This is a genomic window from Allorhizocola rhizosphaerae, assembly GCF_003426775.1.
Taxonomy (GTDB): domain Bacteria; phylum Actinomycetota; class Actinomycetes; order Mycobacteriales; family Micromonosporaceae; genus Allorhizocola; species Allorhizocola rhizosphaerae.
This window is the reverse complement of record NZ_QJUG01000148.1, coordinates 1-21,387: the sequence shown is the minus strand read 5'-3', so window position 1 is coordinate 21,387 and position 21,387 is coordinate 1. Positions and strand designations below refer to the sequence as shown.

Annotated in this window: 34 protein-coding genes and 1 pseudogene; 1 reads left to right on the top strand and 34 read right to left on the bottom strand. The window is 66.4% G+C overall.

Features of this window, described 5'->3' with window-relative positions:
• Positions 1 to 874: hypothetical protein (locus DM816_RS27555; RefSeq protein ID WP_162907901.1), on the top strand; the 874-nt coding region annotated here is incomplete at its 5' end.
• Here DM816_RS27555 and truA read toward each other — a convergent pair.
• The 34 genes and pseudogenes from truA to fusA form a co-directional block, all read right to left on the bottom strand.
• Positions 834 to 1,652, bottom strand: a complete 819-nt coding sequence (truA, locus tag DM816_RS27550; protein WP_117213306.1) for a tRNA pseudouridine(38-40) synthase TruA — start codon at positions 1,650 to 1,652, stop codon at positions 834 to 836. The genes DM816_RS27555 and truA overlap by 41 nt on opposite strands.
• A 32-nt stretch (positions 1,653 to 1,684) precedes the next feature.
• Positions 1,685 to 2,152, bottom strand: coding sequence for a 50S ribosomal protein L17 (rplQ, locus tag DM816_RS27545; RefSeq protein ID WP_117213305.1), 468 nt, complete (start codon positions 2,150 to 2,152; stop codon positions 1,685 to 1,687).
• A gap of 30 nt (positions 2,153 to 2,182) precedes the next feature.
• The gene (locus DM816_RS27540; RefSeq protein WP_117213304.1) at positions 2,183 to 3,205 is read right to left on the bottom strand and encodes a DNA-directed RNA polymerase subunit alpha; all 1,023 of its coding nucleotides are present in this window, start codon (positions 3,203 to 3,205) and stop codon (positions 2,183 to 2,185) included.
• Between the two features lie 56 nt (positions 3,206 to 3,261).
• The gene (gene rpsD / locus DM816_RS27535; protein ID WP_117213303.1) at positions 3,262 to 3,888 is read right to left on the bottom strand and encodes a 30S ribosomal protein S4; all 627 of its coding nucleotides are present in this window, start codon (positions 3,886 to 3,888) and stop codon (positions 3,262 to 3,264) included.
• Between the two features lie 15 nt (positions 3,889 to 3,903).
• Positions 3,904 to 4,314 (bottom strand): 30S ribosomal protein S11, encoded by a 411-nt coding sequence (rpsK, locus tag DM816_RS27530; protein ID WP_020520456.1) that lies wholly within the window; start codon positions 4,312 to 4,314, stop codon positions 3,904 to 3,906.
• 33 nt (positions 4,315 to 4,347) lie between these two features.
• On the bottom strand, positions 4,348 to 4,728 hold the full coding sequence (gene rpsM, locus DM816_RS27525; RefSeq protein ID WP_117213302.1) for a 30S ribosomal protein S13: 381 nt from the start codon (positions 4,726 to 4,728) through the stop codon (positions 4,348 to 4,350).
• A 162-nt stretch (positions 4,729 to 4,890) separates the two neighbouring features.
• A complete protein-coding gene (gene rpmJ, locus DM816_RS27520; RefSeq protein WP_020520458.1) occupies positions 4,891 to 5,004 on the bottom strand; it encodes a 50S ribosomal protein L36 in 114 nt (37 codons plus the stop codon).
• Between the two features lie 14 nt (positions 5,005 to 5,018).
• The gene (gene infA / locus DM816_RS27515; protein ID WP_020520459.1) at positions 5,019 to 5,240 is read right to left on the bottom strand and encodes a translation initiation factor IF-1; all 222 of its coding nucleotides are present in this window, start codon (positions 5,238 to 5,240) and stop codon (positions 5,019 to 5,021) included.
• 194 nt (positions 5,241 to 5,434) lie between these two features.
• A complete protein-coding gene (gene map, locus DM816_RS27510) occupies positions 5,435 to 6,259 on the bottom strand; it encodes a type I methionyl aminopeptidase (protein ID WP_117213301.1) in 825 nt (274 codons plus the stop codon).
• A 10-nt stretch (positions 6,260 to 6,269) separates the two neighbouring features.
• Positions 6,270 to 6,923 (bottom strand): adenylate kinase, encoded by a 654-nt coding sequence (locus DM816_RS27505; protein ID WP_117213300.1) that lies wholly within the window; start codon positions 6,921 to 6,923, stop codon positions 6,270 to 6,272.
• Positions 6,924 to 6,955: 32 nt separating this feature from the next.
• Positions 6,956 to 8,284: a preprotein translocase subunit SecY gene (secY, locus tag DM816_RS27500; RefSeq protein WP_117213299.1), complete on the bottom strand. Its 1,329-nt coding sequence runs from the start codon at positions 8,282 to 8,284 to the stop codon at positions 6,956 to 6,958.
• A 291-nt stretch (positions 8,285 to 8,575) separates the two neighbouring features.
• Positions 8,576 to 9,019 carry a 50S ribosomal protein L15 gene (gene rplO / locus DM816_RS27495; RefSeq protein WP_117213298.1) on the bottom strand — a complete coding sequence of 148 codons (444 nt, stop codon included), beginning with the start codon at positions 9,017 to 9,019 and terminating at the stop codon, positions 8,576 to 8,578.
• Positions 9,020 to 9,202 carry a 50S ribosomal protein L30 gene (gene rpmD / locus DM816_RS27490; RefSeq protein ID WP_111242460.1) on the bottom strand — a complete coding sequence of 61 codons (183 nt, stop codon included), beginning with the start codon at positions 9,200 to 9,202 and terminating at the stop codon, positions 9,020 to 9,022.
• Positions 9,202 to 9,846: a 30S ribosomal protein S5 gene (gene rpsE / locus DM816_RS27485; protein ID WP_117213297.1), complete on the bottom strand. Its 645-nt coding sequence runs from the start codon at positions 9,844 to 9,846 to the stop codon at positions 9,202 to 9,204. The genes rpmD and rpsE overlap by 1 nt, the downstream gene beginning before the upstream one ends.
• A 16-nt stretch (positions 9,847 to 9,862) precedes the next feature.
• The gene (gene rplR / locus DM816_RS27480) at positions 9,863 to 10,255 is read right to left on the bottom strand and encodes a 50S ribosomal protein L18 (protein WP_117213296.1); all 393 of its coding nucleotides are present in this window, start codon (positions 10,253 to 10,255) and stop codon (positions 9,863 to 9,865) included.
• Positions 10,252 to 10,806: a 50S ribosomal protein L6 gene (rplF, locus tag DM816_RS27475; protein WP_117213295.1), complete on the bottom strand. Its 555-nt coding sequence runs from the start codon at positions 10,804 to 10,806 to the stop codon at positions 10,252 to 10,254. The genes rplR and rplF overlap by 4 nt, the downstream gene beginning before the upstream one ends.
• Positions 10,807 to 10,818: 12 nt before the next feature.
• A complete protein-coding gene (gene rpsH / locus DM816_RS27470; RefSeq protein WP_117213294.1) occupies positions 10,819 to 11,226 on the bottom strand; it encodes a 30S ribosomal protein S8 in 408 nt (135 codons plus the stop codon).
• A 70-nt stretch (positions 11,227 to 11,296) separates the two neighbouring features.
• Positions 11,297 to 11,482 carry a type Z 30S ribosomal protein S14 gene (locus DM816_RS27465; protein ID WP_117213293.1) on the bottom strand — a complete coding sequence of 62 codons (186 nt, stop codon included), beginning with the start codon at positions 11,480 to 11,482 and terminating at the stop codon, positions 11,297 to 11,299.
• A 4-nt stretch (positions 11,483 to 11,486) separates the two neighbouring features.
• The gene (rplE, locus tag DM816_RS27460; protein ID WP_117213292.1) at positions 11,487 to 12,056 is read right to left on the bottom strand and encodes a 50S ribosomal protein L5; all 570 of its coding nucleotides are present in this window, start codon (positions 12,054 to 12,056) and stop codon (positions 11,487 to 11,489) included.
• Positions 12,056 to 12,370, bottom strand: coding sequence for a 50S ribosomal protein L24 (gene rplX / locus DM816_RS27455; protein ID WP_117213291.1), 315 nt, complete (start codon positions 12,368 to 12,370; stop codon positions 12,056 to 12,058). Before rplX ends, rplE begins: the two co-directional genes overlap by 1 nt.
• A complete protein-coding gene (gene rplN, locus DM816_RS27450) occupies positions 12,370 to 12,738 on the bottom strand; it encodes a 50S ribosomal protein L14 (RefSeq protein ID WP_117213290.1) in 369 nt (122 codons plus the stop codon). The genes rplX and rplN overlap by 1 nt, the downstream gene beginning before the upstream one ends.
• A 59-nt stretch (positions 12,739 to 12,797) precedes the next feature.
• Positions 12,798 to 13,079, bottom strand: coding sequence for a 30S ribosomal protein S17 (gene rpsQ / locus DM816_RS27445; protein ID WP_117213289.1), 282 nt, complete (start codon positions 13,077 to 13,079; stop codon positions 12,798 to 12,800).
• 2 nt (positions 13,080 to 13,081) lie between these two features.
• Entirely contained in the window at positions 13,082 to 13,312 is a 231-nt protein-coding gene (gene rpmC / locus DM816_RS27440; protein ID WP_117213288.1) for a 50S ribosomal protein L29, read from the bottom strand.
• On the bottom strand, positions 13,309 to 13,734 hold the full coding sequence (rplP, locus tag DM816_RS27435) for a 50S ribosomal protein L16 (protein ID WP_117213287.1): 426 nt from the start codon (positions 13,732 to 13,734) through the stop codon (positions 13,309 to 13,311). The genes rpmC and rplP overlap by 4 nt, the downstream gene beginning before the upstream one ends.
• A 3-nt stretch (positions 13,735 to 13,737) precedes the next feature.
• Positions 13,738 to 14,607, bottom strand: a complete 870-nt coding sequence (gene rpsC, locus DM816_RS27430) for a 30S ribosomal protein S3 (protein WP_117213286.1) — start codon at positions 14,605 to 14,607, stop codon at positions 13,738 to 13,740.
• A gap of 119 nt (positions 14,608 to 14,726) precedes the next feature.
• A pseudogene (gene rplV / locus DM816_RS27425) lies at positions 14,727 to 15,188 on the bottom strand (50S ribosomal protein L22); the annotation flags it as partial.
• Between the two features lie 30 nt (positions 15,189 to 15,218).
• Entirely contained in the window at positions 15,219 to 15,500 is a 282-nt protein-coding gene (gene rpsS / locus DM816_RS27420) for a 30S ribosomal protein S19 (protein ID WP_117213284.1), read from the bottom strand.
• A gap of 13 nt (positions 15,501 to 15,513) precedes the next feature.
• Positions 15,514 to 16,353 (bottom strand): 50S ribosomal protein L2, encoded by an 840-nt coding sequence (rplB, locus tag DM816_RS27415; protein WP_117213283.1) that lies wholly within the window; start codon positions 16,351 to 16,353, stop codon positions 15,514 to 15,516.
• 13 nt (positions 16,354 to 16,366) lie between these two features.
• Positions 16,367 to 16,669, bottom strand: a complete 303-nt coding sequence (gene rplW, locus DM816_RS27410; RefSeq protein WP_117213282.1) for a 50S ribosomal protein L23 — start codon at positions 16,667 to 16,669, stop codon at positions 16,367 to 16,369.
• Positions 16,666 to 17,319, bottom strand: a complete 654-nt coding sequence (gene rplD / locus DM816_RS27405) for a 50S ribosomal protein L4 (protein WP_117213281.1) — start codon at positions 17,317 to 17,319, stop codon at positions 16,666 to 16,668. Before rplD ends, rplW begins: the two co-directional genes overlap by 4 nt.
• Positions 17,316 to 17,978 carry a 50S ribosomal protein L3 gene (rplC, locus tag DM816_RS27400; RefSeq protein ID WP_117213280.1) on the bottom strand — a complete coding sequence of 221 codons (663 nt, stop codon included), beginning with the start codon at positions 17,976 to 17,978 and terminating at the stop codon, positions 17,316 to 17,318. The genes rplD and rplC overlap by 4 nt, the downstream gene beginning before the upstream one ends.
• 13 nt (positions 17,979 to 17,991) lie before the next feature.
• Positions 17,992 to 18,300: a 30S ribosomal protein S10 gene (gene rpsJ, locus DM816_RS27395; protein ID WP_007073037.1), complete on the bottom strand. Its 309-nt coding sequence runs from the start codon at positions 18,298 to 18,300 to the stop codon at positions 17,992 to 17,994.
• Positions 18,301 to 18,626: 326 nt separating this feature from the next.
• Positions 18,627 to 19,820: an elongation factor Tu gene (tuf, locus tag DM816_RS27390; RefSeq protein WP_117213279.1), complete on the bottom strand. Its 1,194-nt coding sequence runs from the start codon at positions 19,818 to 19,820 to the stop codon at positions 18,627 to 18,629.
• A gap of 73 nt (positions 19,821 to 19,893) precedes the next feature.
• Positions 19,894 to 21,387 (bottom strand): elongation factor G (fusA, locus tag DM816_RS27385; protein WP_117213278.1); only part of this gene is annotated, 1,494 nt, incomplete at its 5' end.

The following is a 21,387-nucleotide window of genomic DNA, read 5'->3' as shown; positions in this document are numbered from 1 at the left end:
CACCCAGCCCCCGCCCCGCCCGCAGCCACCGCGCGGGCCGCGCCCACCCGCCGTGCGCCGCAGCGCGTCCGTCCCACCCCCGCCGGAGCCCAGCACTGGGCGCTGGCAACGGGTCAACCTCAACCCCAAGATGTCCAAGCGCTGGCGCGCGGGCCTCGGGGTGCTGGGCGTCATCGTGGTCCTCGCCGTGTGCGGCATCGGCTCCTACCTGATCGTGCTCGACGAGCAGAAGGGCGTGCAGGCACAGGCCAACGGCGGTCCAAAGCCGACGGTCACGCCGGTGGACATCTCCTCACGCGAAGTCGACTCGCAGCCGCTCACCATCGCCGAGGTCTTCCCCAGCGACACCATCGTCATCGACCCGAAAAACCCCGACCAGGTCTACACCGTGGTGGCCAAGCAGGAGCTGGCCGACTGCCGCACCGCGACCAAGGGCGAGGTCACCGCGCTCATCTCCCAGCTGGGCTGCAGTCAGGTGATCCGGGCGACCATGCGCTCGCCCGACGGCTTCCTGGTCACCGGCGGGCTGCTCAATCTCGACACGCAGGCATCGGCCGAGAAGGCGTGGGAGAGCATCCGCAAGATGGTCGACGACCAGAAGGGGGGCTTCTACGGATACTCCCCGACCAACGACAGGACCACCAAACCGCTCGTGCTTGCCCAGACCGTGGTCGGCTGGAACATGAAGGGCCACTACCTGGCATACTGTGTGATCGCGCGCGGCGACGGCGAGGAGATCCCCAACCGGGACCCGTTCGCCAGCCGGATCATGTGGGACATCATCGAGATCTACCTCAAGGGCAACATCCTTGAGGCGCGGGCCACCGACCCGGTCATCGATCCGAGCGCTCCCGCACCTTCCGCGTCGCCATAGCCTGCTCGGCAAAGCGCGACTCGTCCGGATAGCCCACGGCCACGAGAGTCAGCCCGTGTGCCGGGGCCACGAGCACCTCGCTTTCGCGAGAGGTGCGCGTCAGAAGCGAAGCGGGCCACGACACCGCACGCCGACCCTCACCAACGGCCAGCAGCGCGCCGACGAGGCTGCGCACCATCTGCTGGCAGAACGCATCGGCCTGCACGGTCGCGACCAACAGGTCGCCCTCGCGCCGCCAATCCAGCGCGGTGATCCGGCGGATCGTCGTCGCGTTTTCCTTGCGCCGGCAATACGCCGCGAAGTCGTGCTCGCCGATCAGGCCGCGCGCGGCCTCGTTCATCGGGTCCAGGTCGAGCCGTCGCGGCCAGGCCAGTGTGTCCAAGCGGCGCAACGGGTTCACACCCCACGGCGCGTCCGTGACCCGGTATTCGTAGCGCCGCCACAGCGCGGAGAAGCGTGCGTCGAAATCCGGCGGGACCTCGCTCGCCCGCACGACACGCACGTCGGGCGGGAGCAGCCCCGCCAGCTTTCTTATCAAGGCCGGGCCGAGTTGTTCCCACGCCTCGCGCGGCACGTCCACATGGCACACCTGGCCCGTGGCGTGCACGCCGGCGTCCGTCCGGCCCGCGACCGTGAGCCCCGTCGGCGCCTTGAACAACCGCTCCAGCACGGCCAGAAGCGAGCCCGCGACCGTCCTGCGTCCAGGTTGGACAGCCCAGCCCGCGAAGCCCGTGCCGTCGTACGCCACGTCCAAACGAATGCGGGCCGGCACCTCCACAGGTGCCGACCCGCCTTCCGTGTCGTGCAACGTCAGGCCGTTTGCTCGGTCTCGCCCGAGAGCACGGCGGCCTTGTCCTCCTGAGCCGCCTGCTTCGCGGCCTTCTTGGCGGCGGTCTTCGCCGGCTTCGGCTCCTCGACCACCAGCTCCTCGACCAGCTCGATGATCGCCATCGGGGCGGCGTCACCGCGGCGGGGACCCGTCTTCACGATGCGCGTGTAGCCACCGGGGCGGTTGGCGTAACGCGGCGCGATCTCCTCGAACAGGGCGACGAACGTGTCCCTCTCCCCGATCGTCTTGCGGACATCACGACGCGCGGCCAGGTCGTTGCGCTTGGCCTTGGTGATCAGACGCTCGGCCACCGGGCGCAGCCGGCGGGCCTTGGTCTCCGTCGTGGTGATCCGGCCGTGCTTGAAAAGCGAGGTGGCCAAGTTCGCCAGGATCAGCTTCTCGTGCGCGGGGCTGCCCCCGAGGCGGGGACCCTTGGTGGGCTGCGGCATTGGTCGTACTCCTTGTCAGGTGCAGCCGGGTTACAGCTGCTCGGTCTCGCGGTAGTCGTCGTTGTCGTAGTCCGCCTCGCCGAAGGAGTCCACGACGTTCGCCGGGTCGAAGGTCGGGGCCGAGTCCTTCAGCCCGAGACCCATGCCGGCCAGCTTCATCTTGACCTCATCGATCGACTTCTGCCCGAAGTTGCGGATGTCGAGCAGGTCCGCCTCGGTGCGCCCGATGAGCTCGCCGACGGTGTTGATGCCCTCCCGCTTGAGGCAGTTGTAGGAGCGGACCGTCAGGTCGAGCTCCTCGATCGGCAGGGCCAGGTCGGCCGCCAGCTGAGCGTCCTGCGGCGACGGGCCGATGTCGATGCCCTCGGCCGTCTCGTCCAGCTCGCGACACAGGCCGAACAGCTCGACCAGCGTGCTGCCGGCGCTCGCCAGGGCGGTGCGCGGCGAGATCGACGCCTTCGACTCCACGTCGATGATCAGACGGTCGAAGTCGGTGCGCTGCTCGACACGGGTGGCCTCGACGCGGTACGTCACCTTGAGCACCGGCGAGTAGATCGAGTCGATCGGGATCCGGCCGATCTCGGCGCCCGCGCTCTTGTTCTGCGCGGCGGTCACGTAGCCGCGGCCACGCTCGACCGTGAGCTCCATGTCCAGCCGGCCCTTGCCGTTGAGCGTGGCCAGCTTGAGGTCGGCGTTGTGCACGGTGACACCGGCCGGGGGCTGGATGTCGCCCGCGGTGACCTCACCCGGGCCCTGCTTGCGCAGGTACATGCTGACCGGCTCGTCGTGCTCCGACGAGACGCACAGCTCCTTGACGTTCATGACCAGCTCGACCACGTCCTCCTTGACACCGGGGATCGTGGTGAACTCGTGCAGCACGCCGTCGACCTTGATGCTGGTGACCGCCGCGCCCGGGATCGAGGACAGCAGCGTCCTGCGAAGCGAATTTCCAAGGGTGTACCCGAAACCGGGCTCAAGCGGCTCGATGGTGAACCGCGAACGCGTCTCGCTGATCGACTCCTCGGTGAGGGTCGGCCTCTGTGTGATGAGCACTTACATTCTCATTTCTGTAGGGGCGCCCGCTATATGACGCCCTGCCAGTGAAACTCTTACTTGCTGTAAAGCTCGACGATCAGCTGCTCCTGCACCTGGGTGTCGATGGCACCCCGGGCGGGAAGCGAGTGGACCAGCACCTTGAACTGGCTGGGGATGGTCTCCAGCCACGCCGGCACGCCGCGCGAACCGGCCTCGGCCTGGGCCACGATGAACGGCGTCATCTGGCGCGACTTCTCCCGCACCTCGACGATGTCGTGCGCGTGCACCCGGTACGACGGGATGTCGACCTTCTTGCCGTTGACCACGAAGTGGCCGTGCTTGACCAGCTGACGGGCGTGGTCGCGGGACTTCGCGAGGCCTGCCCGGTACACCACGTTGTCCAGACGGGACTCGAGGATCTGCAGCAGAACCTCACCGGTCTTGCCGGTCTTGCGGTTGGCTTCCTCGTAGTAGCCGCGGAACTGCCGCTCCAGCACGCCGTAGATGCGGCGGGCCTTCTGCTTCTCGCGCAGCTGCAGCAAGTACTCCGACTCCTTGGCGCGCCCCCGGCCGTGCTGTCCGGGCGGGAACGGGCGGGACTCGAACGGGCACTTGGGCCCGTCGCACTTGCTGCCCTTGAGGAACAGCTTCTGCTTCTCGCGACGGCAGCGCCGGCAGTCGGCACCTGTATAACGAGCCATATCTATCTTTCTCCCTTAGACCCGGCGGCGCTTCGGCGGACGGCACCCGTTGTGCGGCTGCGGCGTGACGTCGGAGATCTGCCCGACCTCCAGGCCGGCCGCGGTCAGCGAACGGATGGCGGTCTCACGGCCCGAACCGGGACCCTTCACGAACACGTCGACCTTGCGCATCCCGTGCTCCATCGCCCGGCGCGCGGCGGCCTCGGCGGCCAGCTGCGCCGCGAACGGCGTGGACTTGCGGGAGCCCTTGAACCCCACCTGACCGGCGGAGGCCCACGAGATCACAGCACCGGTCGGGTCCGTGATGGACACGATGGTGTTGTTGAACGTGCTCTTGATGTGCGCCTGCCCGTGGGAGACGTTCTTGCGTTCTTTGCGCCGGACCTTCTTGACGGCCGCGGCGCCCGTGCGTGCCTTGGGTGGCATAGCTTTAGTGCGCTCCTCTTTCAGATCCGATTGCTACTTCTTGCCGGCCTTCTTCTTCCCGGCCACCGTCCGCTTCGGACCCTTCCTGGTCCGGGCGTTGGTGCGTGTCCGCTGTCCACGGACGGGCAGGCCCTTGCGGTGCCGGATGCCCTCGTAGCAACCGATCTCCACCTTGCGGCGGATGTCAGCGGCGACCTCGCGGCGCAGGTCACCTTCAACCTTGTAGCTGCCCTCGATGTGATCCCGAAGGCGCACGATCTCCTCGTCGGTGAGATCCTTGGCGCGCTTGTTGGGGTCGATGCCGGTCGCCGCCAGAGTCTCCAGCGAGCGCGTCCGGCCGATGCCGAAAACGTAAGTGAGCGCGATCTCCATGCGCTTGTCGCGCGGGAGATCAACGCCAACGAGACGTGCCATTAATGGCTCTCCTGTGTTTCAACCAGGTCTGCGCCACGTTCCTTGTCCCTCTCGCGGGAGAGGGCCCCGGCCTGGTTCCAGGGGTTGGCCACAGGAGTTTCCCACTCTAAGGAGGGACGTCCCCGCGGCCGGAACGAGCATGTGCTAGGTGTGTGTCTGCAATCAGCCTTGACGCTGCTTGTGGCGCGGGTCATCGCAAATGATCATGACCCGGCCGTGCCGACGGATAACGCGGCACTTATTGCAGATCTTCTTAACGCTCGGCTTGACCTTCACGGCTGCCTCTTCGGTTACTTGTAGCGGTAGACGATGCGCCCGCGGCTCAGGTCGTATGGCGAAAGCTCGACCACAACCCGGTCCTCGGGCAGGATGCGGATGTAATGCTGACGCATCTTGCCGCTGATATGGGCCAAGACCCTATGCCCATTGGCGAGCTCCACCCGGAACATTGCGTTCGGGAGTGGCTCTATAACCCGGCCCTCGATCTCGATGGCCCCATCCTTTTTCGGCATGTCCTCCGCTACCTGACGTCGGGTGAACAGATCGGCTCACGTTGCCCATCGCGACCCCGATAGGGATCACGCCAGCCGCGGTCTGCCGCCTTCATAAAGCAGGAGCGCTGTAGAAGACACGACAGAGTGGACGCGGTGCGCCGGAGTGCCAGTCTACGCGTCACCGCTCATCGATACAAACCGGGTGGGTCAAATCACGCGGCGACGGCACCGCTGACGAGGTCACCGAGGCGTTCGCGGCCACCGTCGGGGGCGGTCAGCACCACCACGCCGTCCTCGAACAGCGCCACCGAATGCTCGACGTGGGCGGCCGGCGACCGATCGATGGTGACCACTGTCCAACCGTCGGACAACTCGACCGTCCTGGGCGACCCCAGTGTGATCATCGGCTCGATGGCCAGCGCCATCCCGGGCACCAGCGCCGGACCGCGCCCCGGCCGGCCATGGTTGAGAATATGAGGATCTTGATGCATTTCGGTACCGATGCCGTGCCCGCCGTATCCGCGGACTATGCCATATTTCTTCGGCGCCTTCTTGATCGCCGATTCGATGGCGTACGAGATGTCGGTCAGACGTCCGCGCCGCGACCGGACCCCGCGCGCCGCCGTGGCGATGCCCGCCCACAGCGCGTCCTCCGCGACCTCGGCCATGCGCAGCAACTCGGGCCGCACCTCGCCCACGCCGGCCGTGAACGCCGCGTCGCCGTGCCACCCGTCGAGGATCGCCCCGCAGTCCACCGAGATCAGATCGCCCTCGCGCAGCACGTGCCCGGCGTCGGGGATCGTGTGCACGACCTGCTCGTTGACCGACGAGCAGATGGTCGCGGGAAACCCGTGATAGCCCTTGAACGACGGGACAGCGCCGTGCGACCGGATGACGTCCTCGGCCACCGCGTCGAGCTCGGCCGTGGACACGCCGGGCTTGATGGCCTCGCGCACCGCCTCCAGGGCGGCCGCGACCACCAGCCCGGCCCTGCGCATCAGGCCCAGCTGTTCCGGCGTCTTGAGCTCGATTTCCATCCCCACAAAGCTACGCGCTGTAGGAGCGGAGCGCGTCGATTGCGCGCTCGGTCACATCCTCGACCGGGCCGGTGGCATCAATGCCAACCAGTTTGCCCTGCGCCCCGTAGTAGTCGATCAGTGGTGCGGTGTCGCGGGCGTACACCTTGAGCCGCTCTGCCACCGTCTCGGGCTTGTCGTCGTCGCGCTGGTACAGCTCGCCACCGCACCGGTCGCACACGCCCTCGCGCGCCGGCGGGTCGAAGTCCACGTGCCAGATCTTGCCGCAGCCATGACAGGTGCGGCGGCCCGAGAGCCGCCGAATCACCTCGTCGTTGTCCACCACAAGCTCAAGGACCAGGTCCAGCGCCACACCGCTGTCGCCGAGGATCTTGTCTAGCGCCTCGGCCTGCGGCACCGTGCGCGGAAACCCGTCGAGCAGGAAGCCGTCGACCGCATCGGCCTCGCCGAGGCGGCCGCGCACCATGTTGATCGTCACCTCATCCGGCACGAGCCCGCCGGCGTCCATGTAGCGCTTCGCCTCAAGCCCGAGCGGTGTTCCCTTCGACACGTTGGCCCGGAAGATGTCCCCCGTCGAGATTTTGGGCACGGAAAGGTGGGAAGCAATGAACTCCGCCTGGGTTCCCTTGCCCGCGCCGGGCGGACCTACCAGAACCAATCGCATCTAAGGCCCCTCGCTCGGGCCCGTGCCCGTTCTCATCGCAGGAATCCTTCGTAGCTGCGCTGCATCAGCTGGCTCTCGATTTGTTTGACCGTCTCGAGACCCACGCCAACCATAATCAGCACCGCCGTGCCACCGAACGGGAAGTTCTGGTATGCCTCACTGTCCAGCGCGATGAAGAACAGATTAGGCAGGACCGCGATGATTGCGAGGTAGAGCGAACCCGGCAGGGTGATCCTGTTCTGAATGAACGACAGGTAGTCGGAGGTGGGCTTGCCCGGGCGGATGCCGGGGACGAAGCCACCGTACTTCCGCATGTTCTCGCCGATCTCGACCGGGTTGAACGTGATCGACACGTAGAAGTACGTGAAGAAGATGATGAGCACGCCGTAGAGCGCGATGTAGCTCCACGAGCTGGGCTGCGCCAGGTAGCGCTCGATGAACAGGTAGACCTCGCCCGGGTTGTCGCTGCGGGCGAAGTCGAGGCCGAGCCGGGGGAGGTACATCAGCGACGAAGCGAAGATCACCGGGATGACACCGGCCTGGTTGACCTTCATCGGGATGTAGGTCGACGTGCCGCCATACATCCGGCGCCCGATCATGCGCTTCGCGTATTGCACCGGGATGCGCCGCTGCGCCTGCTCGATGTAGACCACGGCGGTGATGATGATCAGCACCAGCGCGATGACGCCCACGAAGCCCCAGAACTGCTGGGTCTCCAGGATCTGCCAACCCTCGGCGGGGAGCCGGGCGGCGATCGAGGTGAAGATCAGCACGGACATGCCGTTGCCCACGCCCCGGTCGGTGATGAGCTCACCCAGCCACATGACCACGCCCGTGCCGGCGGTCATCGTGAGCACCAGCATGGTGAGCGTCAGCCAGTTCGGGAGGCTGGTCGGCGGCACGATGGGGAACTGGTCGCACTGGTTCTGGAACAGCTGCCCCGAGCGGGCCAGCGCCACGAACGCCGACGACTGCAGGACCGCCAGGCCCAGCGTCAGATAGCGGGTGTACTGCGTGATCTTCGCCTGGCCGGACTGACCCTCCTTGCGCAGCTGCTCCAGCCGTGGAATGACCACGGTCAGCAGCTGCAGGATGATCGACGCGGTGATGTAGGGCATGATGCCGAGCGCGAAGACCGACAGCGACATCAACGCGCCACCGGAGAACAGGTTCAACAGCGTGAACACGCCGTTCTGCGTGCCTGCCTCCAGGAGCTTCATGCACTCCTGCACATTGCCGTAGGCAACGCCGGGGCTGGGCAGCGAAGCGCCAAGCCGATAGATGGCGATGATAAACAGCGTGAAGAAGATCTTCTTGCGCAGGTCAGGCGTCTTGAACGCACTGATAAACGCGGAGAGCAACTCTTTCCTCCTGCGCGAAGGCACCGGAGCCCGGTGGCGACTTTAGGGGCGTGACTCATAGCTACGTCGCGGTTTCACGCGTAGCTGGGTTCGGACTCTAACAGCCCGGACCCCGATTGGTCAGGTCTGGCGGCCATCAATCTGTGCCACCATCGATCTCATACGCCGAAGGCGCCTGCCCCGTTGCAGGTCAGACGCCATTGTTTCTGAGACGGTGGTAGTTGAGCGCGTCGCGCTCAACTACCACCGCGCCCAAGACGTCAGGCCAGCTGGGTCGGACACCCTTCGGCGTCACAGTTCCGTAACGGTTCCGCCGGCGGCGGCGATCTTCTCCTTCGCCGACGCGCTGAACGCGTGCGCCGAGATCTGAAGCGCCACACCACCGAGCTCGCCCGTGCCGAGCACCTTCACCGGCTGGTTCTTGCGCACCGCGCCGGCGTTGGCCAGCTCCTGCGGGCCGACCTGGCCGCCGTCGGGGAAGAGCTCCGCCAGCCGGTCCAGGTTCACGACCTGGTACACGACCTTGAATTTGTTCTTGAAGCCCTTCATCTTCGGCAGGCGCATGTGGATGGGCATCTGCCCACCCTCGAACGCCGGCGAGATGTTCTTGCGGGCCTTGGAGCCCTTCGTGCCACGACCGGCCGTCTTGCCCTTGGAGCCCTCACCGCGACCCACACGGGTCTTCTCGGTCTTGGCCCCGGGAGCCGGCCGGAGGTGGTGAATCTTGATCGTCATTTACTCCACCTCCTCGACCTTCACGAGGTGGCTGACCTTGAAGATCATGCCCCGGATCTCGGGACGATCCTCTTTCACCACCACGTCATTGATCCGCTTCAGGCCGAGCGAACGCAGCGACTCGCGCTGGTTGTGCTTCGTGCCGATGTCGGACCGGACCTGGGTGACCTTCAACCGTGCCATCACGCACCCGCCCCAGCACGAGCCGCGAGCAGCCGGGCCGGCGCCACGTCCTCCACCGGAAGACCCCGGCGGGCGGCGATCGCCTCCGGCGACTCCAGCATCTTCAGCGCGGCCACCGTCGCGTGCACGATGTTGATCGGGTTGGACGAACCGAGGCTCTTGGACAGCACGTCGTGGATGCCCGCGCACTCCAGCACGGCACGCACCGGGCCACCGGCGATAACACCGGTACCGGCGCTGGCCGGCTTGAGCAGCACGACACCGGCCGCGTCCTCGCCCTGCACCGGATGCGGGATCGTCGCGCCGATCCGCGGCACCTTGAAGAAGTGCTTCTTGGCCTCCTCGACGCCCTTGGCGATCGCCGCGGGCACCTCCTTGGCCTTGCCGTAGCCGACGCCAACGGTGCCCTCGCCGTCGCCAACCACTACGAGAGCGGTGAAGCTGAACCGGCGGCCACCCTTGACCACCTTCGCGACCCGGTTGATCGTCACGACCCGCTCGAGATGCGGCGTCTTCTCGGCCGGAGCGTTGCCGCCACGACCCTCGCCGCGGCCACGGCGCTCGCGACGATCGCGGTCACCGCCGCCACCCTCGCCACCGCCTGTGTTACCGGAACCCGCGCCCCGGCGCTGTGGACCTGCCACTTTCGCAGCCACCTTCCTAGAACTCGAGTCCCGCACCGCGTGCGGCGTCCGCCAGGGCCGCGATGCGGCCCGCGTAGCGGTTGCCACCGCGGTCGAAGACGACCTTGGTGATGCCGGCGGCCTTGGCCCGCTCGGCGATGAGCGCACCGACCTTTGCGGCGATTTCGCTCTTGTTGCCCTCGGCCGACCGGATCGACGCGTCCAGGCTCGACGCCGACGCCAGGGTGTGCCCCTTGGTGTCGTCGACGACCTGCACCGTGATCTGGCGCAGCGAGCGCGTCACGACCAGGCGCGGCCGCTCGGCGGTTCCGTTGACGTTCTTACGGACCCGGAAGTGCCGACGCGACCGGCCGACTGCGCGCCGAGTGGCGGCATCGCCGCCGCGGCGCTTGGTTAGTGTGGCGGTCACTTCTTACCTCCCTTACCGCCGGCCTTACCGGCCTTGCGCCGGATGACCTCGCCCACGTACTTGACGCCCTTGCCCTTGTAGGGCTCCGGCGGACGGATCTTGCGAATGTTCGCCGCGACCTCGCCCACCAGCTGCTTGTCGATGCCGGAGATGTGGAACAGGGTCGGCTTCTCCACCGCGAAGGCGATCCCCTCGGGCGCCGGCACCAGCACCGGGTGCGAGAACCCGAGCGCGAACTCGAGGTCGCTGCCCTTGGCGGTGACGCGGTAGCCCGTCCCGTTGATCTCCAGGCTCTTCTTGTACCCCTCCGTCACGCCCACGATCATGTTGGCCACGAGGGTGCGGGAGAGGCCGTGCAGCTCCTTGGCGCGGCGCTCGTCGTTGGGGCGCGTGATGAGCAGCTCGCCGCTCTCGCCCCGCTCGACCGTGATGGGCTCACTGACCGTGTGCTGCAGGGCGCCCTTGGGCCCCTTCACCTTCACGGTCTGGCCGTCAATGGTGATCTCGACGCCCGCGGGCACCGGGATCGGCTTACGTCCAATTCTCGACATGGCGGACCCTCCTCACCAGACGTAGGCGAGGACTTCCCCGCCCACCCCTCGCTTGCGGGCCTGCCTGTCGGTGAGCAAACCCTGGGACGTCGAAATGATGGCCACACCCAGCCCGCCAAGCACGCGCGGGAGGTCCGAGGACTTGGCGTACACCCGCAGACCGGGCTTGGAAACGCGACGCACGCCGGCCAGGCTCCGCTCACGACTCGGGCCGAACTTCAGTTCGACGACCAGCTTCTTGCCGACTACGCCCTCCTCGGGCTCCTCCACGGACCAGGTGGCGATGTAGCCCTCGGCCTTGAGGACCTCGGCGATGTTCGCCTTGATCTTCGAGTAGGGCATAGCCACTCTGTCGTGGTACGCCTGGTTGGCGTTACGCAGACGCGTCAACATGTCTGCGATCGGGTCGGTCATGGTCATTGTTTTATCAGCCTTTCTCGCCGCGGTTCCCAACCTCGCTTGGCGGGCCTACGGCGAAGCGAATTCTGCTTTACCAGGACGCCTTGGACACGCCGGGCAGCTCACCGCGGTGAGCCATCTCCCGGATGCACACGCGGCACAGCCCGAACTTGCGGTAGACCGACTTCGGACGGCCGCACCGCTGGCAGCGGGTGTACGCGCGCACCGCGAACTTCGGCTTGGCGGCAGCCTTCAGGATCAGCGCCTTCTTGGCCATGTGCTCAGTTCTCCTTGAACGGGAAGCCCAGGAGCTTAAGCAACGCCCGGCCTTCGTCGTCGGTCTTGGCGGTGGTCACGAGCGTGATGTCCATGCCCCGCACCGCATCGATCTTGTCCTGGTCGATCTCGTGGAAGACCGACTGCTCGGTCAGACCGAACGTGTAGTTGCCATGCCCGTCGAGCTTGCGCCCGTCGAGCCCGCGGAAGTCGCGGATGCGCGGCAGCGCGATGGACAGCAGCCTGTCCAGGAACTCCCACATCCGGTCGCCCCGCAGGGTCACCTTGGCACCGATCGGCATGCCCTCGCGCAGCTTGAACTGCGCGATGGACTTGGTCGCCCGGCGCACCTGCGGCTTCTGCCCGGTGATCGCGGTCAGATCGCGGAGCGCTCCGTCGATCTTCTTCGAGTCGCGGGCGGCCTCGCCCACACCCATGTTGACCACGATCTTCACCAGGCCCGGCACCTGCATCGGGTTCGTGTAGCCGAACTGCTCACGCAGCTGGCCCGCGATCTCCTCGCGGTACCGGGTCTTGAGCCGCGGCACGATCTTCGTCTCGGTTGCAGTCGACATCAGTCGATCTCCTTGCCCGTCCGGCGCGAGATCCGAACTTTCCTGCCGTCCTCGCCGATCCTGTATCCGATGCGGACCGGCTTGCCGTCCTCCAGGAACATCACGTTGGACACGTGAATGGGTGCCTCCTGGGTCACGATGCCGCCGCTCTTCGACCCGCGCTGGTTCGTCCGGATCTTCTCGTGCTTGGTCACCCGGTTGATGCCCTCGACGAGCACCTTCTCCGTCTTCGGGTAGGCGGCGAGCACCTTGCCGTCCTTACCCTTGTCCTTGCCGGCAATGACGATGACCGTGTCGCCCTTCTTGATCTTCATCAGAGCACCTCCGGAGCAAGCGAAATAATCTTCATGAACCGCTTGTTCCGCAGCTCACGGCCGACCGGCCCAAAGATACGGGTACCACGCGGGTCCCCACCATCCTTGATGATCACGGCGGCATTCTCGTCGAAGCGGATGTACGAGCCGTCGGGGCGGCGCTTCTCTTTCACCGTGCGGACGACGACCGCCTTCACGACGTCGCCCTTCTTCACGCCGGCGCCGGGAATGGCGTCCTTGACCGTGGCCACGATGACGTCGCCGATGCTCGCGTAGCGCCGACCCGAGCCACCGAGCACGCGGATGCACAGAATTTCCCGGGCACCCGTGTTGTCGGCGACGCGCAGTCGCGACTCCTGCTGAATCACGTCAATCTCCTATGTCTGCCGGTTCTCCGGCCTCGCGGCCGGAGCCTGGCGGAACTTGGCTACTTAGCCTTTTCGAGGATCTCCACGACCCGCCACCGCTTCGTAGCGGACAGCGGGCGGGTCTCCATGACCTGCACCCGATCGCCAATGCCGCACTCGTTGTGCTCGTCGTGCGCCTTCAGCTTCGTGTTGCGCCGCATGACCTTGCCATACAGCGGGTGCTTGACTCGGTCCTCAACCATCACGACAACGGTCTTGTCCATCTTGTCGCTGACGACCAGACCCTCACGAACCTTACGCCGATTGCGCTCGACCTTCGGCGTCTCCGTGTTCTCACTCATTACTACGCCACCTCAGCCGGCGCGGCGGAGAGACCAAGCTCCCGCTCGCGCATGATCGTGTAGATCCGGGCGATCTCCCGGCGGATGACCGGGAGCCTCCGGTTGTTGTCCAGCTGGCCGGTCGCCGACTGCACCCGAAGGTTGAACAGCTCGGCCTTGGCCTCACGCAGCTTCGTGACCAGATCCTCATCGGACAGCTCACGCAGCTCGGCCGGCTTCGTGCCCGCCATCAGCCCTCACCCACTTCACGCTTCACGATTCTGCATTTCATCGGGAGCTTGTGGATCGCGCGCCGCATGGCCTCGCGAGCGACCGCCTCGTTCGGGAACGTCATCTCGAACAGGATGCGGCCCGGCTTGACGTTGGCCACCCACCACTCCGGTGAACCCTTGCCGGAACCCATCCGGGTCTCGGCAGGCTTCTTGGTGATCGCCTGGTCCGGGAAGATGTTGATCCAGACCTTGCCACCACGCCGGATGTGCCGGGTCATCGCGATACGCGCCGACTCGATCTGGCGGTTGGTCACGTACGCAGGCGCGAGCGCCTGGATGCCGAACTCGCCGAACACCACCCGGTTGCCGCCCTTGCTCTTCCCGGAGCGATCCGGGTGATGCGGCTTGCGGAAGCCCTTTGGAGGCTTGCGCGGCATCAGCATTTGTCAGCCCTCCTGCGTCTCTGCTGCCGCCGGCACAGCCTCGGTGGAGGCCGCGTCGGCACCGCTGTCCTTGCTGTCCTTGAGCTCCGCCGCCGCGGCACGACCGGCCTCGGTCCCGGCGCCCGTGGTGCCGGTGGCACCCGAGCGGCCGCGACGCGGGCGGTCCGAGCGGTCGGGACGATCCCCGCGCTCACCGCGCTCGCCACGACGCGGAGGACGTCCCGCGTCGGCCAGGGCCTCGCGGCCCGGCACGGCGTCACCCTTGTAAATCCACACCTTCACGCCGATGCGGCCGAAGGTCGTGCGCGCCTCGAAGAAGCCGTACTCGATGTTGGCCCGCAGCGTGTGCAGCGGGACCCGGCCCTCGCGGTAGAACTCGGTCCGGCTCATCTCGGCGCCGCCGAGGCGGCCCGAGACCTGGATCCGGATGCCGCGCACGAGCGGGTTCTTCATCGCCGACTGCATCGACTTGCGCATCGCGCGGCGGAACGCCACGCGACCCGAAAGCTGCTCGGCCACGGCCTGCGCGACCAGCTGAGCGTCCGACTCGGGGCTCTTGACCTCGAGAATGTTCAGCTGGACCTGCTTGCCGGTGAGCTTCTCCAGCTCGGTGCGCAGCCGGTCGGCCTCCGCGCCCTTGCGGCCGATGACGATGCCCGGCCGGGCGGTGTGGATGTCGATGCGTACCTTGTCACGGGTCCGCTCGATCTCCACCTTGGAGATGCCGGCGCGCTCGAGGCCCTTGGCCATCATGCGACGGATTTTGACGTCCTCGCCGATGTAGTCCTTGTAGAGCTTGTCCGCGTACCACCGCGACTTCCACTCGGTCGAGATGCCGAGCCGGAACCCAATCGGGTGAACCTTCTGACCCATTACTCGGTCTCCTCCGCCTTGGGCGCCGCCTTCTTCGCAGCGGTCTTCTTCGCCGGCTTGGTCTCGCTCGCCTCCGCCATCGGAGCCGCGGCCTTCTTGGCCGCAGTCTTCTTGGCGGGCTTGGCCTCCGCCTCAGCCGAAGCGGCGGTCTCGTCCGCCGGAGCGGGAGCGGCCTTCGCGGGCGCCGCCTTCGCGACCGTCTTCTTAGGACGGACCTTCGGCTGGACCGCCTCGACCTCGATCGTGATGTGGCAGGTGCGCTTGCGGATGCGGTACGCCCGGCCCTGCGCGCGCGGCCGGAACCGCTTCATCGTCGGGCCCTCGTCCACGTACGCCGCGCTGACCAGCAGCGCGTCCGGGTCAAGGCGTTCGTTGTTTTCGGCGTTCGCGATCGCGCTCGCCAGCACCTTGTAGACCGGCTCGCTGGCCGACTGCGGCGCGAACTGCAGCACCGTGAGAGCCTCCTTCGCGGGCAGACCGCGGACGAGGTTCACCACACGGCGCGCCTTGGTTGCGGACAGGCGCACGTAGCGGGCGACCGCACGGGCACCCGGCGCAGCCTGCGCTTGCCTAGTAGGCATCGTGTTTCCCCTAAATCCCTTGGTCCACCGTCAGCGACGGCGGCTCTTCCTGTCGTCCTTCTCGTGACCCTTGAACGTGCGGGTCAGGGCGAACTCACCGAGCTTGTGCCCGATCATCGCCTCCGTCACGAAGACCGGGACGTGCTTGCGTCCATCGTGGACCGCGATCGTGTGACCGATCATCTCAGGGATGATCGTCGAACGCCGCGACCAGGTCTTGATGACGTTCTTCGAGCCCTTCTCGTTCTGCACTTCCACCTTCTTGAGCAGGTGGTCGTCGATGAACGGGCCCTTCTTCAGACTGCGAGGCATGTGTCAGTTCCCCTTACCCGCGCTTGCGGTTCGCGTAGCGGCGGCGCACGATCAGCTTGTCGCTCGGCTGGCCCTTGCGACGGGTGCGAACCTCTTTCTTGCCCCACGGCGACACCGGGTGGCGACCACCGGAGGTCTTGCCCTCACCACCACCGTGCGGGTGGTCGATCGGGTTCATGGCGACACCACGGACGGTCGGGCGCTTGCCCTTCCACCGCATCCGGCCGGCCTTACCCCAGTTGATGTTGGACTGCTCGGCGTTGCCGATCTCGCCAACGGTCGCGCGGCAACGCACGTCCACCTTGCGGATCTCACCGGACGGCATGCGCAGCGTGGCGTAGTCGTCCTCGCGGCCCAGCAGCTGGATGCCGACGCCCGCCGAACGGGCGAGCTTGGCGCCGCCGCCCGGCTTGAGCTCGACCCCGTGAACCGTGGTGCCCACCGGGATGTTGCGCAGCGGGAGGTTGTTGCCCGGCTTGATGTCCGCACCGGGGCCCGACTCCACGCGGTCGCCCTGCTTGAGGTCCTTGGGCGCGATGATGTACCGCTTCTCGCCGTCCACGTAGTGCAGCAGCGCGATGCGCGCGGTCCGGTTGGGGTCGTACTCGATGTGAGCGACCTTGGCCGGTACGCCGTCCTTGTCCACCCGCTTGAAGTCGATCAAACGGTACTGGCGCTTGTGCCCACCACCCTGGTGACGCGCCGTGATGCGGCCGTGGACGTTGCGCCCGCCCTTCTTGGGCAGCGGCTTGAGCAGGCTCTTCTCCGGCGTCGACCGGGTCACCTCGGCGAAGTCAGCGACGCTCGCGCCACGGCGGCCAGGCGTCGTTGGCTTGTACTTACGGATACCCATTTGTCTCTACCCCTCAGCTAACCGGTCCGCCGAAGGCCTCGATGCGATCGCCGTCGGCCAGCTTGACCATGGCGCGCTTCGTGTCCTTGCGCTTGCCCCAGCCCGTGCGGGTGCGCTTGCGCTTGCCCTCACGGTTGAGCGTGTTGACGGAGAGAACCCGGACGTTGAAGATCTGCTGAATCGCGATCTTGATCTCGGTCTTGTTCGCGTCCGGATGCACCAGGAAGGTGTACCAGTTGCGGTTTAGCTCGCTATAGCTCTTCTCCGAGACCACCGGCGCGATGATGACGTCGCGCGGGTCAGCAACGGTCGTCACTTCTCGCTCCCTTCTTCTGCGGCGTTGCGCTTGCCCAGAAACTCGTTGAGCGCGTCGGCCGTGAAGATGACCTCGTCGGCGAGCAGCACGTCGTAGGTGTTCAGCTGGCCCGCCTCAAGCAGGTGCACCTGCGGCAGGTTGCGCAGGCTGATCCAGTTGATCTGGTCCTCCGCGGTGACCACCGCGAGCACCCGCTTGGCGTCGCCGGCCGTCGCCTTGACCGTGGCCAGCGCGGCCTTGGTCGAGGGCGTCTCGCCGTCCACGAAGCCGGAGACCACGTGCAGCTTGCCGTTGCGCGCCCGGTCCGACAGGGCACCGCGCAGCGCGGCGACCTTCATCTTCTTGGGCGTGCGCTGGCTGTAGTCGCGCGGGACCGGCCCGTGCACCACGCCACCGCCGGTGAACTGCGGTGCGCGGATCGAACCCTGCCGGGCGCGACCCGTACCCTTCTGCTTGTAAGGCTTCTTGCCACCACCGGCGACTTCGCCTCTGGTCTTTGCCTTGTGTGTACCCTGCCGGGCCGCGGCGAGCTGGGCGACGACCACCTGGTGCATCAGCGGGATGTTCGCCTGCACGTCGAAGATGTCCGCCGGCAGCTCGACCGTGCCGGTCTTGGTGCCCTTGGTGTCGATCACGTCAACGGTGGTCACTTCGCCGCACCGCCCTTCTTCTTCGCCTTGGCCGCAGTGCGCACAAGAATGAGTGCACCCTTGGCCCCAGGTATGGCGCCCTTCACGAGGATGAGGTTGTTCTCCTCATCCACGGCCTGGATCGTCAAACCCTGTGCGGTGTAACGCACGCCGCCCATGCGGCCGGCCATGCGCACGCCCTTGAAGACGCGGCCCGGCGTGGCGCACGCGCCGATCGAGCCGGGCGAGCGGTGCTTGCGCTCGACGCCGTGCCCGGCGCCCAGGCCACCGAAGCCGTGGCGCTTCATCACACCGGCGAAGCCCTTGCCCTTGGTCTTGCCCGTCACGTCGATGGCCTCGCCGGCCGCGAACTTGGCGACGGTGACCTCCTGGCCGAGCTCGTATTCGCTGGCGTCGGTGGTGCGCAGCTCGACGAGGTGGCGGCGGGGTGCGACCCCGGCCTTGGCGAAGTGGCCGGACTCCGGCTTGTTCACCCTGCGCGGGTTGACCGCGCCGTATGCCAGCTGGACAGCGGAATAGCCGTCCTTGTCATTCGTGCGGACCTGAGTCACGACACAAGGTCCGGCCTGAACCACAGTCACGGGGACAACCTGGTTGTTGTCCCAGACCTGGGTCATGCCGAGCTTGGCGCCCAGGATGCCCTTAACTTGCCTGTCCATCACTGTCCGGTCCCTACAGCTTGATCTCGATGTCGACGCCAGCCGGCAGGTCGAGCCGCATGAGCGAGTCGACTGTCTTGGGGGTCGGGTCGATGATGTCGATCAGACGCTTGTGCGTGCGCATCTCGAAGTGCTCGCGCGAGTCCTTGTACTTGTGCGGCGAACGGATGACGCAGAATCGGTTGATCTCAGTGGGCAGCGGCACCGGGCCGGCAACCTGCGCACCGGTACGCGTCACCGTCTCGACGATTTTGCGCGCCGAGGAGTCCACGACCTCGTGGTCATAGGCCTTCAGCCTGATGCGGATCTTCTGTCCCGCCATGATTTCCTTCTCTTCTCCGACCCCCGCGGTCGGGCGTGTCGCGCGCTGAACCAGAGTCATCCCTCTCGGGAAGTTCCTTGGCTCAACGGGCACCGCGCCCGATCACAGGAGTTGCCGACCTGAAGTCAGCTCCGCGCAAACGGCAACAACCGTCCGCAACGCAACCTAAACATTATGCCGTACGAGGTGGGCCAACCCGAAATCGGGGGCTGTGCCCTGCCCCATAGCGATGGTTGCGTATCGCGTGTGTCGCCGAAGACGACGTCTCCGATTCGCAACCATCTAGTGCGCCCCGCCTTTTTGAGGAGGCGGGGCGCACCTGATGTTCACTTAAGGATCTTGGTAACCCGGCCGGCGCCGACGGTCCGGCCACCCTCACGGATGGCGAAGCGCAGCTGCTCCTCCATCGCGATCGGCTGGATCAGCTTGACCGTGAGCTCGACGTTGTCGCCCGGCATGACCATCTCCGTGCCCTCGGGCAGGGTGGCAACACCGGTCACGTCCGTGGTCCGGAAGTAGAACTGCGGACGATAGTTGTTGAAGAACGGCGTGTGACGGCCGCCCTCCTCCTTGGACAGGATGTAGACCTGCGACACGAACTCGGTGTGCGGGGTGTTCGTGCCAGGCTTGACCACGACCATGCCGCGCTCGACGTCCTCGCGCTTGATGCCGCGCAGCAGCAGACCGACGTTCTCACCCGCGCGGGCCTCGTCGAGCAGCTTGCGGAACATCTCGATGCCGGTGCAGACCGTCTTCATCGACTTCTCCTTGATACCGACGATCTCCACCTCCTCGTTCGGCTTGAGCACGCCACGCTCGGCACGGCCCGTGACCACGGTGCCGCGGCCGGTGATCGTGAAAACGTCCTCGATCGGCATGAGGAACGGCTTGTCGGTCTCGCGCTCCGGCTGCGGGATGGCCTCGTCGACCGCGTCCATCAGCTTCATCAGAGCCTCGGACCACTGCGGGTCGCCCTCGAGCGCCTTGAGCGCCGAGACGCGCACGACCGGCAGGTCGTCGCCCGGGTACTCCTGGGCCGAGAGCAGCTCGCGAACCTCGAGCTCCACCAGGTCCAGCAGCTCCTCGTCGTCCACCATGTCGCTCTTGTTCAGCGCGACCACGATGTACGGCACGCCGACCTGGCGTGCCAGCAGCACGTGCTCGCGGGTCTGCGGCATCGGGCCGTCGGTCGCGGCGACCACCAGGATCGCGCCGTCCATCTGGGCGGCACCGGTGATCATGTTCTTGATGTAGTCGGCGTGACCAGGGCAGTCAACGTGGGCGTAATGCCGGTTGGCCGTCTGGTACTCGACGTGCGCGATCGAAATGGTGATACCGCGGGCCTTCTCCTCCGGCGCCTTGTCGATCTCATCGAACGGCGTGTACGGGTTGAGGTCCGGGAACTTGTCGTGCAAGACCTTTGTAATAGCTGCCGTCAGCGTCGTCTTACCGTGGTCGATGTGACCAATGGTGCCGATGTTGACGTGCGGCTTAGTCCGCTCGAACTTCGCCTTCGCCACTGGTGTCCTCCTGTGGACTGTGTTGGTTCAACGCCCGACGGCGCTTATTTTCCTTTGGCCAGGCGGCCGGCGATCACTCGCCGGTCGCCTTTGCGATGATCTCCTTCGCGACGTTCGCGGGAACCTCGGCGTAGGAGTCGAATACCATGCTGTAGCTCGCCCGGCCCTGGGTCTTCGACCGCAGGTCGCCGACGTAGCCGAACATCTCCGACAGCGGAACGAGAGCCCTCACCACGCGGGCGCCGCCGCGCTCCTCCATCGCCTGGATAATGCCACGGCGGGAGTTGAGGTCTCCGATCACGTCACCCATGTTCTCCTCCGGCGTGACGACCTCGACCGCCATCATCGGTTCGAGGATGGCCGGGTCGGCCTTGCGGGCCGCCTCCTTCAGCACCATCGAACCAGCGATCTTGAACGCCATTTCGGACGAGTCAACCTCGTGGTACTTGCCGTCAAGCAGCGTGAGCTTCACGCCGACCAGCGGGTACCCGGCGAGCACACCGTACTGCATGGCGTCCTGCGCACCGGCGTCCACCGACGGGATGAACTCCTTCGGGATGCGTCCACCGGTGACGGCGTTGACGAACTCGTACGTCGCCTCGCCGTCCAGCGGCAGCGGCTCGATCGAGATGATCACGCTCGCGTACTGGCCCGACCCGCCGGTCTGCTTCTTGTGCGTGTACTCGACCTTTTCCACCTTGCGGCGGATGGTCTCGCGGTACGCCACCTGCGGCTTGCCGACGTTGGCCTCGACCGTGAACTCGCGCTTCATCCGGTCCACCAGGATCTCCAGGTGGAGCTCGCCCATCCCGGAGATGACCGTCTGGCCCGTCTCCTCGTCGAGCTTGACGCGGAAGGTCGGGTCCTCCTCGGCCAGCTTCTGGATGGCCGTGGACAGCTTCTCCTGGTCGGCCTTTGTCTTCGGCTCGATCGCGACGTCGATCACCGGCTCCGGGAACGTCATCGACTCCAGGATCACCGCGTTCTGCGGGTCGCACAGCGTGTCACCGGTGGTGGTCTGCTTGAGGCCCTGCACGGCGATGATGTCACCAGCTGACGCGAATGGACGCTCCTCGCGCTTGTTCGCGTGCATCTGGTAGATCTTGCCGATGCGCTCCTTGCGATCCTTGGTGGAGTTGATGACCTGCGTGCCCGACTCGACCCGGCCCGAGTAGACCCGGACGTAGGTGAGCTTGCCGAGGTGCTTGTCCGTCTGAATTTTGAACGCGAGGCCGGAGAACGGCTCCGTCGTGTCGGCGTGACGCTGGGCCGGAGTCTCCCCGTCCATCAGGACGCCCTCGATGGCCGGGACGTCCAGCGGCGACGGCAGGAAGTCCACCACCGCGTCGAGCATCGGCTGCACGCCCTTGTTCTTGAAGGCGGAACCGCACACGACCGGGTTGAGCTTGCCGGCGATGGTGGCGCGACGGATCGCGGGCTTGAGCTCGTCGACCGTGAACTCGTGGCCCTCGAGGTACTTCTCCATGATCTCGTCGTCGGCCTCGGCCAGCGTCTCGAGCAGCTTGACCCGCCACTCCTCCGCCCGGTCCTTGAGGTCGGCCGGGAT